We start from the raw sequence: 12,813 nt of genomic DNA, 5'->3' as shown, positions 1-12,813 counted from the left end.
GGGGTGAGTAAACACTCACCCACCTCGTTCTGGGGCAGGAGTGCGCCATGAAGCTCACCGTTTTCGGTGCCACGGGAGGCATCGGCCAGGAGATCGTCCGCCAGGCGCTGGACTCGGGCCAAGAGGTCACGGCGGTCGTACGGGACCCGGCACGGCTGACCGTGCGGGGCGCGGGACTTGAGGTGTTCCGCGCGGACCTCACCGACCCGGGGGCGGTACGCCCGGCGGTCGCGGGCCGGGACGCGGTCCTGTCCGGGCTCGGTGCGCGCAGCCGCAAGGACGCGGGGATCGCGACCCGGCTCACGCGGACGGTCCTGGCGGCCATGGAGGCGGAGGGGGTGCGCCGGGTGCTGGTGGTGAGCGCCGGCCCGATCGGCCCGGCCCCGGAGGGCGCGGGGCTCCTGGACCGCACCGCGCGCGGGCTGATCTCGGCCCTCCTGAAGGACGTCTACGACGATCTACGGGAGATGGAGGCGGCCCTCGCCGCCAGTGCCACGGACTGGACGACCGTCCGCCCGCCACGCCTCCAGAACAAGCCGGTGACCGGCACGTACCGCACGGTCGTGGGCGGCTTTCCGGACAAGGGCCGGTTCATCGGCCGGGCCGACGTCGCCCACGCGATGCTGGCGATGACCGACGATCCCCGGACGGTGAAGCAGGGGGTGGGGCTGGCCTATTGAGGCCTTCCGGGGGCGGTGTCAGAGGCTGACGCCGACGGTCACCGGTTCGTTGACGAGCGTGACCCCGAAGGCGTCGTGGACGCCGGCGACGACCTCGCGCGCGAGGGCGAGCAGGTCGGCCGTGGTCGCCTCACCGCGGTTGGTGAGGGCGAGGGTGTGCTTGGTGGAGATCCGGGCGGGCCCGGTGCCGTATCCCTTGGTGAAGCCGGCCTTGTCGATCAGCCAGGCGGCGGAGGTCTTGGTGTGCCCCTCCCCCGCCGGGTACGCGGGCGGCTCCACGCCCTCGCCGAGACGCTCCTCCACGCGCGCGTGGAACGCGGTGAACTGCGCGTCGGTGAGGATCGGGTTGGTGAAGAAGGAACCGGCCGACCAGGTGTCATGGTCCTCGGGATCGAGAACCATGCCCTTCCCGGCACGCAACGCGAGAACGGTCTCCCGGGCCTGCGCCAACGGCACCCGGTCGCCGGGCTCGACACCGAGGACGCGGGCCGTCTCGGCGTACTTCACGGGCGCCGACAGCCCGTCCGCGTCCTCCAGTTCGAAGCGGACGCGCAGCACGACATACCGGTCGGGCTCGGCCTTGAACCGGCTGTGCCGGTAGGAGAAGGCGCACTCCTCGTTCGTGAGGGTGACCGTCTCGCGGGTGGTGCGGTCGTAGGCGACGACCTCGGTGATGGTGGCGGAGACCTCCTGGCCGTACGCCCCCACGTTCTGGATCGGGGTCGCACCGGCCGACCCGGGAATCCCGGCGAGGCACTCCACACCGGCGAGACCGGCCTCCACGGTGCGGGCGACGGCGTCGGTCCACACCTCACCGGCCGCCAACTCCAGCCGCGTACCGTCGAGTTCGAAGCCGCGGGTGGCGATCCGCAGGGCGGTGCCCTCGAACCCCTTGTCCCCGATGACGAGGTTCGAGCCGCCACCGACGACCAGCAACGGCGTCCTGGCGTCATCGGCCGCGCGCACGACGTCGATCACCTCGGCGTCGGTGGCCGCGGTGACCAACCGCGTCGCGGGACCACCCAACCGGAAGGTGGTGAGGGGGGCGAGGGGGGCGTCGTGGAGTTCCTGCACGGGGCCAAGAGTACGAGACGGGACTGACAACACCGGGGTGGCGGGGGGCGGGCTTCGTTTCCGGCGTGCGGCGCGGCTGATACCGGAGGGCCGGGCGTCCGGCACGGGCCACGCCTCCGGCTCTCAACTGCCGTACCGCCAAGCCTTCTCCAAGCGCACGCACGCGTGGAGCCCCGCCGATGTCGGCAGGGCTCCACGCGTGCGTGCCAGGGCATCCGGCTCAGCGACCGGCGTTCTCCAGCACCGAGTCGAAGTCCGCGGACCCGGCCGACTCATCGGACTCCGAGGACGCCACCGCCGCGAGCTGTGCCGCCCGGCGCCGCGTCGGGATGAACAGCGTCGCGACTCCCGCGAGGGCGACCACCGCCGCCCCGGTGACCAGCGCGGGCTTCAGGCCGTCGACGAAGGTCTGTGCGGTCTGGTAGCCGCCCTGGGCCGAGAAGATCGACGCCATGACCGCGATGCCGAGGGCGCCGCCCACCTCGCGGAGCGCGTTGTTGGCGCCGGAGGCGATGCCCTGCTCCTGGGGGCGGACGCTGGACATGACCAGGTTGGAGGCCGGTGCGAAGAACAGGGCCATGCCGATGCCGCTGAGGATCAGGCCGGGCAGCTGGGCGCCGTAGGAGACGTCGGTGGTGACCACGTAGGACATGTAGCCGAGACCGGCCGCCTGGAGGAAGAGGCCCGCTGCGACGACCGGGCGGCCGCCGATGCGGTCGGAGAGGATGCCGGCGATGGGGGCGACGAGCATCGGCATGCCGGTCCAGGGGAGCATCCGCAGGCCCGCCTCGGTGGGCGAGTAGCCGAGGACGCCCTGCATGTACTGGCTGAGCAGGAAGATCGACCCGAACATCCCGAGGAACATCAGCAGGCTCGCCGCGTTGATCCCGGAGAAGGCGCGGGAGCGGAACAGCCGCATCGGGAGCATGGGGTTCTTGGCGTTGACGCTGTAGATGATGAAGCCGGCGAACAGGGCGCCCCCGGCGAACAGCCCGGTGAGGACGAGCGAGCTGGTCCAGCCGTCGGCGGGCCCGCGGACCAGGCCGTAGACGATCCCGAAGAGGCCGCCGCTGGCGAGCAGGGTGCCGGGGAAGTCGAGCGGGGCGCCGGAGCCGTGGGACTCGGAGAGGCGCAGGCGGGCGAGCGGGATCAGGGCCAGGCCGAGCGGAACGTTCAGCCAGAAGATCCAGTGCCAGGAGATGTGCTCGGTGAGGCTGCCCCCGATGAGGGGTCCTGAGGCGACGGCGAGTCCGTTCACCGCGCCCCATATCCCGTACGCCATCCCGCGCTTGGCGACGGGCACGGCCGCCGTCAGCAGGGTCAGTGTCAGCGGCATCATGATCGCCGCGCCGACGCCCTGGACCGCGCGGGCCGCGATCAGGGAGTTGATCCCGGGTGCCATGGCCGCGGCGGCGGAGGCGCCGGTGAAGATGGTGATGCCGATGAGGAAGAGCCGGCGGCGGCCGAACCGGTCGCCGAGCGCCGCGCCGAACATCAGCAGGACGGCGAAGGTGAGCGTGTAGGCGCTCACGGTCCATTCCAGGTCGCCCAGCGCGCCGCCGAGGTCCTTGCGGATGGACGGCAGGGCGGTGGTGACGACGAGGTTGTCCAGGGCCGCCATGAATCCGGCGACGCTGGTGATGACGAGGGCCCAGACCATTCCCCCGCGCCGTGCGGTTGGCTGTGACATCGCTCCCCCAAAGGGTGCTCGTATCGATGATTAGTTATTGATGACTAACTTTGCCGCGCAGGAAAAGGCGAAGAATCCGCCCCTTGCCGATCCGCGCTACTTCTCCAGCCGGCCAGTGATCCGCGCCGACGGATACAGCCCTTCCCAGACCCGGTGCTCGGGTGGAAAACCCATGGCCGCAAGGGTGTTGATCAGCATTCCGTACGCCAGGAAGGTCGTGGTCTGGTCGACATCCGCCCCCAGGGGCACATGCACGACGTCCCAGAGCCGCATCCAGCCCTTCCGTACGGCCTCGCCGAACTCGTGGTCACCCTCCGCCTCGGCGGCGGCCACCGTGATGTACGTCTGCATCTGCATCTGGAGCTTCTCCGGGTGCTCCGTGATGAGCTGCACATAGCCGTTGGCCATGGCATGCAGGGCCTCTTCGCCCTCCAGCCCCTTGGACGACTCCTCCATGACCCGGCACACGTCCTCGACACACCTGAGGGCAGCCGCCGCGAACATCGCCTTCTTGCCCGGGAAGAGCCGGAAGAGATACGGCTGCGAGACACCGACCCGCTTGGCGATCGCCTCCGTGGAGGTGCCGTAGTACCCCCGCTGCGCGAACTCGGCGATCGCCGCGCGGACGACGCTCTCGCGCCTCTCTTCTGCGCTCATCCTGACCATGCGAGAAAGTTAGTATTCAATCACTAACTTAGTCAAGGGGTGTGGGGCACGGCACACGAGCGGGGCACCCCTGGGCCGCCGATGTCACCGCCAGTCACCGGGGTGTCCGACACGTAAGGGGCGCCCGCAATGGCAGACACCCCTTACCTCGACTCACTCCAGCCCGCGGCCGGCCGATCAGGCCAGTCGTACGACCGCCCGTGACATCCCGAGCACCTTCTGCCCGGCGCTCATCGCCACCAGGTCCACGCGGACCGTGTTGTCGTCGAGCTTGGCGGCGACCTTGGCGCTGACCTCGACGGTCGCGCCCTGCTCGTCGTTCGGGACGACGACGGGCTTGGTGAAGCGGACGCCGTACTCGGCGACCGCACCCGGGTCACCGGTCCAGTCGGTGACCACGCGGATCGCCTCGGCCATGGTGAACATGCCGTGCGCGATGACGTCCGGGAGCCCGACCTCCTTGGCGAACTTCTCGTTCCAGTGGATCGGGTTGAAGTCCCCGGAGGCGCCCGCGTACTGGACGAGGGCGGCGCGGGTCACGGGGAAGGTCTGGGCCGGCAGTTCGGTGCCGACCTCGACGTCGTCGTACGCGATCTTCGCCGTCATGTCAGTTCTCCTCCGCCGCGCGGGCCACGAGCTTGGTCCAGGCGGTCACGACGTGCTCGCCGGCCTCGTCGTGGACCTCGCCGCGGATGTCCAGGATGTCGTTGCCCGCCATCGACTTGATCGCCTCGATCGTGGAGGTGACCGTGAGCCGGTCGCCGACGCGCACGGGGCGGACGTAGACGAACTTCTGGTCGCCGTGCACGACGCGGCTGTAGTCGAGGCCGAGCTGCGGGTCCTGGACGACCTGTCCGGCGGCCTTGAACGTGATGGAGAAGACGAAGGTCGGCGGGGCGATCACATCGGGGTGACCGAGCGCCTTGGCGGCCTCCGGGTCCGTGTACGCCGGGTTGGCGTCGCCCACCGCCTCCGCGAACTCACGGATCTTCTCCCGGCCCACCTCGTACGGGTCGGTGGGCGGGTAGGTCCGCCCCACGAAGGACTGGTCGAGCGCCATGGCCCGGTACCTCCTGCTGTTGATGTTCCTGCTGCTGTGCGGGGAACGACGCGAGGCCGCCCCCAGACTTCGGGGACGGCCTCGTGTACGAGCCTGATTCTTATCGCGTTTCGCGGTGCGCGGTGTGCGCATTGCAACGCGGGCAGTGCTTCTTCATCTCCAGTCGGTCCGGGTTGTTACGCCGGTTCTTCTTGGTGATGTAGTTCCGCTCCTTGCACTCCACGCAGGCCAGCGTGATCTTCGGGCGGACGTCGGTGGCAGCCACAGGAGTGCTCCTTGACGAACGGATGGGACTATGAACGCATAACAGAGTAGCCGATCGAAGGACCGACCCCGCAATCGGCTACTGTCAGTAGCGGTGACCGGACTTGAACCGGTGACACAGCGATTATGAGCCGCTTGCTCTACCGACTGAGCTACACCGCTGTGATGCGATCAGTTCCCATCTTGCGACGGGAACCTTTCACACCAGAGCCCCAATGCGGAATCGAACCGCAGACCTTCTCCTTACCATGGAGACGCTCTACCGACTGAGCTATTGGGGCGAGCGATGAAGACATTACACGCTCGGCGACCGTTCGCCCAAATCCGTTTCGCGGCCCCGCTCCAGCCGCTTCCACGGCCCTCCCAGAGGCCTCAGGGGGCCCTCTCGTATGGGGGACCACACCGGTACGACTATTGCGCTCCTCCCGGCCGTGAGCGGATCACCGCCCTAGGCTCGACTCACTCTGCGTGATCTTGCGCCCCTTTGCGCAGTCCCCAGTCCTGAGCCCCGAAGCCCCGAGCCCACGAAGCCCTGAGCCCCTGGAGCGCGATGCCCGACAGTCAGCCCCAGCCGTCCCACTCCTCGTCCGGCCCGTCGGGTTCCTCAGGCTCGTCGGGACCGGCCGACCCGGCCGCGCTCCTGCTGTGCGGGGCCCGGCTGACCGACGGCAGGACCGTGGACGTACGGCTGGGCGGCGGGCGCATCGAGGCGGTCGGCACGGCGGGCAGCCTGGCGACGGACGCCACGCGCGCGTGCGGCGCGCGCGTGGATCTCAGCGGCTATCTCCTCCTCCCGGCCCCGGCCGAGCCGCACACGCACAGTGACACCGCCCTGTCGGCCGAGAACGGCGGACCGGTCTCCTACGACCCCGAGGACGTCCAGCGCCGCGCCACGGAGGCCGCGCTGCTGCAACTCGGCCACGGGGCTACGGCGCAGCGGGCACACGTGCGCGTGGGGGACGTTCAGGGGCTGAGCGCGCTGGCCGCCGTCCTGCGGGCGCGGCGGGCGCTGCGGGGGCTGGCGGAGCTGACGGCGGTGGCGATGCCCCGGCTGCTGACCGGGGTGGCGGGGGCGGACGGGCTCGCGATGCTGCGGGACGCATTGAAAATGGGTGCCTCCGTAGTGGGCGGTTGTCCAGATCTGGACCCCGATCCGACGGGGTACGTGGAGGCGGTCCTGGAGGTCGCGTCCGAGCACGGCTGCCCGGTCGACCTGCACACGGACGCCGCCGACCCGACCCGCCTGGCCCGGCTGGCGGCCGTCGCAGGCGGGATGCGCCCCGGGGTGACACTGGGCCCGTGCGGCGGCCTGGGGCGGCTTCCTGCGGACACGGTCACGCGGATCGCGGACCAACTGGCCGCGGCCGGCGTGACGGTGGTCTGCCTGCCGCAGGGCGGCTGCGGCGGCGTCGACCGCCGGGGCACGGCTCCCGTACGGCTGCTGCGCACGGCCGGCGTCCAGGTGGCGGCGGGCAGCGGCGCCCTGCGGGACGTGTCCAACCCGGTGGGCCGCGGGGACCCCCTGGAGGCGGCCTATCTGCTGGCCTCCCGGCACGGGATGCGGCCCGAGGACGCCTACGACACGGTGAGTTCGTCGGCACGCGCGGCACTCGGCCTGCCCGAGGTCCGCGTCGAGGCCGGATTTCCGGCCGAACTGCTCGCGGTGCGCGGCGACCGGCTCGCGGGCGCGCTGTCGCTGGCGTACAGCCGGATCGTGGTGCACCGGGGGCGCGTGGTGGCACGGACAAGCGCGGTGCGGGAGTACTGCAACACGGCGGCGGGCTCGGAGTTGGGGCTGCCCCGGCAGGGGCGGGGCGAGTTGTCGTGAGCGGCCGTCGTCGCGCCGGGGCGTACGCCTGAGGCGCCCGGGCTCAGCTCCGCGCGCCAGGCGCGTCCGGCGCGGGTGTGCGCCGCTGGGACGCAGCTGAAGTCATGCGGCGCGTGCGGCCGTCCGGGCGTACGGTCGAAGGCATGCGCATTGTCATCGCTGGAGGTCATGGTCAGATCGCGCTGCGGCTGGAGCACCTGCTCGCCGCGCGCGGTGAAGAGGTCGCGGGCATCATCCGCAACGCCGAACAGAGCGACGATCTACGGGCGGCCGGCGCCGAACCGCTGCTGCTGGACCTGGAGTCGGCCTCGGTAGAGGAGGTCGCGGAGCGGCTGCGGGGCGCGGACGCGGCGGTCTTCGCGGCGGGCGCGGGCCCGGGCAGCGGCACGGCCCGCAAGGACACCGTGGACCGGGGTTCGGCGGTGCTGTTCGCCGACGCGGCGGTCCTGGCGGGCGTACGGCGCCATGTCGTCGTGTCCTCGATGGGCGCGGATCCGACGCACTCCGGGGACGGTGTCTTCGACGTGTATCTGCGGGCCAAGGGCGAGGCCGACGCGTATGTACGCGGCCTGGACGCCCTCGACTGGACGATCCTGCGCCCCGGTTCGCTCACGAACGACGCCGGCACCGGGCTGGTCCGGCTGGAGGCGCACACCGGTCGCGGCGCGATTCCCCGGGACGATGTGGCCGCCGTACTCGCGGAGTTGGTGGAGACACCGGCGACGGCCGGGCTGACTCTGGAGCTGATCAGTGGGTCCGCGCCGGTGTCGGTGGCGGTGAAGTCGGTGGCCGGGAACTGAGGGGCCGTAGAGGCGAGGCGCTGGGGTTTCCCGCCGTCTAGAAGAGCGGCATCTGGCCGGGAAACTCCGGGACCACGTACCCGTCCAACGCGGGCTGTGCCGCCCCGAGTTCCGCCTGGCGGCGGGACCCGGGGCACGACACGAGGTCCCCGGTCTCCCGCGCACCGGGCGGGTCGTGGCGCGCGAACCGGCCTGCCACTACGGCGATTTCACGACGGCACTCGGGGCAGCTTCTGCGGCGTGACGACATGGGATCAGTCTGCCCCGCCGCAGGCCGGGTCGGCTGTCGAGGCTCGCTAGGGCGTGCTCAGCTGTGGGCGACGGTGAGGCCGTAGAAGGCGACGCGGGCGCCCTTGGTGGTGCTGTCGGAGGACGACTGGTTGTACGAACCGGCCTTGAAGTACTGCTTGTAGGCGTTGAAGGACGACGGGATGGCGTAGTGCGTGGTGCTCCCGTTGACCGTCAGGTTGATGGTGTTCCCGCCCGAGACGCCGATCGTGTAGCTCCACGTCTTGCCGACGGACACGTTGCCCACGGTGTGCAGGGTCTGGCCGCCGGAGGGTGAGTTCTCCGTGCCGAGGACGATGTCGCCGCTGGAGCGGTAGTACAGCTCCAGCAGCGGCTTGGTGGACGTGCCGCCGGTGCCGAGGTGGATCTGGCCGACGCAGACGTTCGACGTGACGGAGACGACCCGGAGCGTCGCCTTCATCGTGTGGGTGCCGCTGAGCGACCAGTCGGCGGCGCTGCCGCTGCGGTTCATCTCGCGCAGTTCGGAGCGGGCGTAGTTCGAGTTGGGGGTGGTGACGCCCTTCTCCGGCGCCCAGAAGGTCATCGCTCCGTCGCGGGTGTCCGTGTAGAAGTACGAGTCCTGGAAGCCGTTGGCCCCCTGGAGCCGGGACGACGAGATCGTCGTGGGCGAGCCGGGGGACCCGATCGGCTCCTGGAGCTGCCACACCCCCAGGTCGAAGTTCCCGCCGGGCGCGACGGAGGGGTCCGCCAGGGGTGAGGCGACGACGCCGGCGGCGCCGGTACTGCCCGACGCGGCGGGGGCCGTGAGGGCGAGGCCGCCGGTGACGGCGACGACGGTGGCCAGGGAGGTGAGCAGCGTACGCATGCGCATGGGGGGTGCCTTCCTGTCTGCTCTGTGGACTCGACTCGGTTGGCGGAGCGTGCGTTCACGCAAGTTCATATGTGTGAACTTTGTGTTTCAACATGAACGCGGTGTCGCGACAGTAGGGCTGTGGCACGGGCACGTCAAGGTTGGCGGCAGGGCGAAGGGGGCCGCGGGGATGCCTCTGGGGCGCCTCGGGAAAAAACCCGGGAAGGCTTTGGGAAGGCTTTGGGAAGACTTCGGGAACGACGAAAGGGTCTGTGATCAGCATTGCTGCTGGTCACAGACCCTTCGATCATGTGGCGGCGCCAGGGTTCGAACCTGGGTAGGCTAAGCCGGCAGATTTACAGTCTGCTCCCTTTGGCCACTCGGGCACACCGCCGGGGATGTCGCCTCTCGAACCGCTTTTCGGCGGTGCTCCGTGGCAACGACGTAAACGATACCCGATGCCCAGGGGTGCTTCGCCACCCGATTGACCGGCGCTCGGAGGGGAGGGGGTGGCTAGGCTTATGCGGATGCGGCCCGGGGCCTACACCGGGCTCGGCGGCTGCCCCGACGCACGCCGATACGCAGTGACACGCATCGATACGCACCCCGATACAAGGAGCCACAGGACATGGCCGACTCCAGTTTCGACATCGTCTCGAAGGTCGAGCGGCAGGAGGTCGACAACGCCCTCAACCAGGCCGCCAAGGAGATCTCCCAGCGCTACGACTTCAAGGGCGTGGGTGCCTCGATCGCATGGTCCGCCGAGAAGATCCTCATGGAGGCGAACTCCGAGGAGCGGGTCAAGGCGATCCTCGACGTCTTCCAGTCCAAGCTGATCAAGCGCGGCATCTCGCTGAAGGCGCTGGACGCTGGTGAGCCGCAGCTCTCCGGCAAGGAGTACAAGATCTTCGCGTCGATCGAGGAGGGCATCTCCCAGGACAACGCGAAGAAGGTGGCGAAGATCATTCGCGACGAGGGTCCCAAGGGCGTGAAGGCCCAGGTCCAGGGCGACGAACTGCGGGTCAGCTCCAAGAGCCGCGACGACCTCCAGGCCGTGCAGGCCCTGCTCAAGGGCAAGGACTTCGACTTCGCGCTGCAGTTCGTGAACTACCGGTAGAGCCGGGCTTCGCGCGTCCGCCGCGCAGGCACGAGGATGCGAGGAGGGTGGGCACCCGTCGGTGCCCACCCTTCTCGCCTGCTGGCTGCGGTTTGGGGTGCGCTAGGGCCTGTCCGGCCGGTCAAGTCACAGGAAGGCCGCGGCTGCTGACCAGCGCCGGGGAGCGGCCGCAACGCCGCAGATGTGCGCGGCTGCGGCCGCGGCAAACCCCGCCGGACAGCCTCTAGTTGCGCGAGTTGCCGAACAGGATGCGGTAGGCGATCAGGAGGACGAGCGCGCCGCCTATCGCCGAGGCCCAAGTGGCGCCGTCGTAAAAGTTCTTCGCGACCGGGTGGTCCAGCCAGCGGGCCGAGATCCAGCCGCCGATGAACGCGCCCGCGACACCGATGATGGTCGTGCCGATGAAGCCGCCCGGGTCGCGGCCCGGCAGCAGGAATTTGGCGATGGCTCCGGCCAACAGTCCCAGGATGATCCAGCTGATGATGCCCATGCCGTGAACCTGCCCTCTCGCGCTGTGCTTGCACTGATCCGGAGCTGTGAATTCCGCCCGGACAGGCTGTGTTCGTAGGTCCTTGCGCACGGCCTGTCGCTGCATGTTCCGCCGTGTCGATGAACAGGACGTCACGGATGCGTGTGGTGGTTGCAGGCATCGGTGGCCTGCGACGACCGCTCAGGAGGCCTGTGCTGTCGTGCGTATGCGGAAGTCGGTCCACGGGGTCGGTTCGGGAGCGCCTTCGTAGTCCTCGTACCAGCCCGTGCCGTCGAGCCAGGCGCGCAGCCAGTCGGCCAGGCTGGGCGCGTCGACGTACCACGCGTGGTCGGCCTCGTCGGCGTTCGGCTCGTAGAGGAGGACTGTGGCCTGTGGGGTTCGGCAGTCCACGCACGCGTACATCGCGCAGCCCCAGTGCGATATCGGCAGGACGCCCTCGGGCCAGGGCCAGTCGGGGTCCTTGTGTCCGCTCGCGCGGTTGGCGAGGTACTGCGTGACGGCGGCGGGCTCGCCGGTCTGCGGGTTGTCGGCCTGCGGGTTGTCGAGGAGGGGCAACAGGCCGTACTCCGGGCCGAATCCGCCGTCTCCTATGCGCGAGTAGAGCGCCGCGAGCAGCGGGGGCAGGCGGAAACCCAGGGCGACCTCGGCGCGGGTCACCGTGGCCTCGTCCACGGGGGCGGGGAGTGAAGTCCAGCCCAGCGGGCGGGTGTTGCGTGCCTCGGCGGCCACCTGGGTCAGCAGTTGCTGCTCGTTCTCGGTCATGGCTTCATGGTGCCGCGCGCCACTGACAATCGAGCTGGCCTGTGGACAACCCGGCGGTTGTGGAAAACCTGCTGGTCGCGGGGCGGGAGTCGGCGGGCATCGTGCGGTGACGGGTGCCGTCAGGCCAGGCGGACTTCGACGTGCCGTTCGGTGAGGAAGGCGAGCAACTCCTCGAACGTCGGCGGCCGCCGGCCTGCGTGCGGGGTGACGCCGAGGCAGGCGCGGGCGACGGCGGCGTCGTGCCAGACGAGGGTGAAGGGCGAAGTGGCTCCCCAGCGGCCGCGCAGGCAGTCGTTCAAGGCGTCCAGGCCCCAACCGAAGTATCCGGCGGGGCCGTTCACCGCCTCGCCCAGGGCGCAGAAGAAGCCCGGTGCGTCGGTGATGTGGCTGCCGTCGAGGTGGTAGGTGATGCCCGGTGGACGGGCCGGGTGGGTGTAGGTGTGGTTCGCCAGGGCCGTGTCGAGCCAGAATCGGCGGGCTTCGGGGGCGCAACCTGCCCAGCGGCCGGGTTCGGAGGGACGGCCCTCGCCCCACAGGTCCCACACCTCCCGGGCCGCGAGCGGTGGCCGTTCCGACCAGGGGTCGAGGGTGAGGTCGACCAGGCCCGGGCCGCGTGCGGACGGGATCCAGGCCCGTAACTCGCCCTCGGCAGCGGCCTGCACGGGCCGGCCGGACGCGTCGACGCGCACCACCTTGACGTGGCCCAGGTCCTCTTCCCCGCCGTCCAGTGCCGCCCTCAGCGCGCCGCGCGGGGAGCAGCCCAACAGGCGTACAGGAGGCTCCAGTTGTTCCGGGAGGCCCTCCTGGACATGAGCCAAGTCCCGGCAGACGCCCCATGGTTCACCGTCCGCGCCCCGTATTCGGTAGCCCGGGGACAGGGGCGGGCACTCCGGATAGTCGTAGGGGTTGTCGTCGGACTGGCTGCCCTCGACGGTGACGTCCCTCAACGACAGGTCACGCGCGCACGGGCGGTCGCCTATGACGCGTACGTCCTCCAGCCACCACTCGCCCTCTCCCCTGCCGGTCTTGTCGAGGGTCTCCAGGGTGAGCAGGCCGAGCGGCGCCGAACCGTCGGCACGCGCGCGTGCGAGGGCTGTTCGCAGGTCGCCCTCGGGTGCGCAGCCGAGGAGTTCGTACGTCCCGCGCGCGGGAGGGACCGGGTCGGCGAAGAGGTCCTCGGCGTCCTCGCACAGCGCCCAGGTCTCCTCGTAGCCGTGCTCGCCGGTGGACTCGGCCCCTTCGTCGTACGACAGCAGGACGTACTTCGGCGCCCCCACCGCTGC

At 70.2% G+C, this 12,813-nt stretch carries 15 protein-coding genes and 3 tRNA genes; 4 read left to right on the top strand and 14 right to left on the bottom strand.

From position 1 onward, the window contains the following. The first annotated feature begins 47 nt into the window (after window positions 1-47). Window positions 48-680 (top strand): NAD(P)-dependent oxidoreductase, encoded by a 633-nt coding sequence (locus R2B38_RS24525; RefSeq protein WP_318018184.1) that lies wholly within the window; start codon window positions 48-50, stop codon window positions 678-680. An 18-nt stretch (window positions 681-698) separates the two neighbouring features. On the opposite strand, the gene R2B38_RS24520 is transcribed toward R2B38_RS24525, so the two are convergent. From R2B38_RS24520 to R2B38_RS24485, 8 genes are all read right to left on the bottom strand, one after another. Continuing rightward, window positions 699-1,754, bottom strand: coding sequence for a UDP-N-acetylmuramate dehydrogenase (locus tag R2B38_RS24520; protein WP_318018183.1), 1,056 nt, complete (start codon window positions 1,752-1,754; stop codon window positions 699-701). Window positions 1,755-1,974: 220 nt separating this feature from the next. Beyond that, window positions 1,975-3,444 (bottom strand): DHA2 family efflux MFS transporter permease subunit, encoded by a 1,470-nt coding sequence (locus tag R2B38_RS24515; RefSeq protein WP_318018182.1) that lies wholly within the window; start codon window positions 3,442-3,444, stop codon window positions 1,975-1,977. Window positions 3,445-3,540: 96 nt separating this feature from the next. Continuing rightward, window positions 3,541-4,110 carry a helix-turn-helix domain-containing protein gene (locus R2B38_RS24510; protein WP_318018181.1) on the bottom strand — a complete coding sequence of 190 codons (570 nt, stop codon included), beginning with the start codon at window positions 4,108-4,110 and terminating at the stop codon, window positions 3,541-3,543. Between the two features lie 177 nt (window positions 4,111-4,287). Then, the gene (locus R2B38_RS24505; RefSeq protein ID WP_318018180.1) at window positions 4,288-4,716 is read right to left on the bottom strand and encodes a MaoC family dehydratase; all 429 of its coding nucleotides are present in this window, start codon (window positions 4,714-4,716) and stop codon (window positions 4,288-4,290) included. Between the two features lies 1 nt (window position 4,717). Beyond that, complete coding sequence (locus R2B38_RS24500) at window positions 4,718-5,170, bottom strand: MaoC family dehydratase N-terminal domain-containing protein (protein ID WP_318018179.1); 453 nt, start codon at window positions 5,168-5,170, stop codon at window positions 4,718-4,720. Between the two features lie 100 nt (window positions 5,171-5,270). Then, on the bottom strand, window positions 5,271-5,435 hold the full coding sequence (gene rpmG, locus R2B38_RS24495; protein ID WP_003948671.1) for a 50S ribosomal protein L33: 165 nt from the start codon (window positions 5,433-5,435) through the stop codon (window positions 5,271-5,273). A gap of 88 nt (window positions 5,436-5,523) precedes the next feature. Beyond that, a tRNA-Met gene (locus R2B38_RS24490) sits at window positions 5,524-5,596 on the bottom strand. A 46-nt stretch (window positions 5,597-5,642) separates the two neighbouring features. Next, window positions 5,643-5,715, bottom strand: a tRNA-Thr gene (locus R2B38_RS24485). A 269-nt stretch (window positions 5,716-5,984) separates the two neighbouring features. On the opposite strand from R2B38_RS24485, the gene R2B38_RS24480 reads away from it, so the two are divergent. Together R2B38_RS24480 and R2B38_RS24475 are read left to right on the top strand one after the other, a co-directional pair. Beyond that, entirely contained in the window at window positions 5,985-7,262 is a 1,278-nt protein-coding gene (locus tag R2B38_RS24480) for an amidohydrolase family protein (RefSeq protein ID WP_033282564.1), read from the top strand. Window positions 7,263-7,405: 143 nt separating this feature from the next. After that, window positions 7,406-8,062 (top strand): NAD(P)H-binding protein, encoded by a 657-nt coding sequence (locus tag R2B38_RS24475; RefSeq protein ID WP_318018178.1) that lies wholly within the window; start codon window positions 7,406-7,408, stop codon window positions 8,060-8,062. A gap of 37 nt (window positions 8,063-8,099) precedes the next feature. Here R2B38_RS24475 and R2B38_RS24470 read toward each other — a convergent pair whose 3' ends face one another. The 3 genes from R2B38_RS24470 to R2B38_RS24460 all read right to left on the bottom strand — a co-directional run bounded on the left by R2B38_RS24470 (window position 8,100) and on the right by R2B38_RS24460 (window position 9,555). Further along, complete coding sequence (locus tag R2B38_RS24470; RefSeq protein WP_033282563.1) at window positions 8,100-8,312, bottom strand: hypothetical protein; 213 nt, start codon at window positions 8,310-8,312, stop codon at window positions 8,100-8,102. Window positions 8,313-8,369: 57 nt separating this feature from the next. Next, window positions 8,370-9,182 carry a polysaccharide lyase family 7 protein gene (locus R2B38_RS24465; protein WP_318018177.1) on the bottom strand — a complete coding sequence of 271 codons (813 nt, stop codon included), beginning with the start codon at window positions 9,180-9,182 and terminating at the stop codon, window positions 8,370-8,372. Between the two features lie 291 nt (window positions 9,183-9,473). Further along, a tRNA-Tyr gene (locus tag R2B38_RS24460) sits at window positions 9,474-9,555 on the bottom strand. 234 nt (window positions 9,556-9,789) lie between these two features. Here R2B38_RS24460 and R2B38_RS24455 point away from each other — a divergent pair. Then, a complete protein-coding gene (locus tag R2B38_RS24455; protein ID WP_033282561.1) occupies window positions 9,790-10,278 on the top strand; it encodes a YajQ family cyclic di-GMP-binding protein in 489 nt (162 codons plus the stop codon). A 223-nt stretch (window positions 10,279-10,501) separates the two neighbouring features. On the opposite strand, the gene R2B38_RS24450 is transcribed toward R2B38_RS24455, so the two are convergent. The 3 genes from R2B38_RS24450 to R2B38_RS24440 all read right to left on the bottom strand — a co-directional run bounded on the left by R2B38_RS24450 (window position 10,502) and on the right by R2B38_RS24440 (window position 12,807). Continuing rightward, a complete protein-coding gene (locus tag R2B38_RS24450; protein ID WP_019061143.1) occupies window positions 10,502-10,768 on the bottom strand; it encodes a GlsB/YeaQ/YmgE family stress response membrane protein in 267 nt (88 codons plus the stop codon). Between the two features lie 180 nt (window positions 10,769-10,948). Next, on the bottom strand, window positions 10,949-11,530 hold the full coding sequence (locus tag R2B38_RS24445; RefSeq protein WP_318018176.1) for an SMI1/KNR4 family protein: 582 nt from the start codon (window positions 11,528-11,530) through the stop codon (window positions 10,949-10,951). A gap of 119 nt (window positions 11,531-11,649) precedes the next feature. Next, window positions 11,650-12,807, bottom strand: coding sequence for a barstar family protein (locus R2B38_RS24440; protein WP_318018175.1), 1,158 nt, complete (start codon window positions 12,805-12,807; stop codon window positions 11,650-11,652). Window positions 12,808-12,813: the final 6 nt, after the last annotated feature.

This window comes from Streptomyces sp. N50 (assembly GCF_033335955.1).
Lineage (GTDB): Bacteria > Actinomycetota > Actinomycetes > Streptomycetales > Streptomycetaceae > Streptomyces.
The sequence above is the reverse complement of the archived record's forward strand: the minus strand, read 5'-3'. Positions and strand labels throughout refer to the sequence as shown.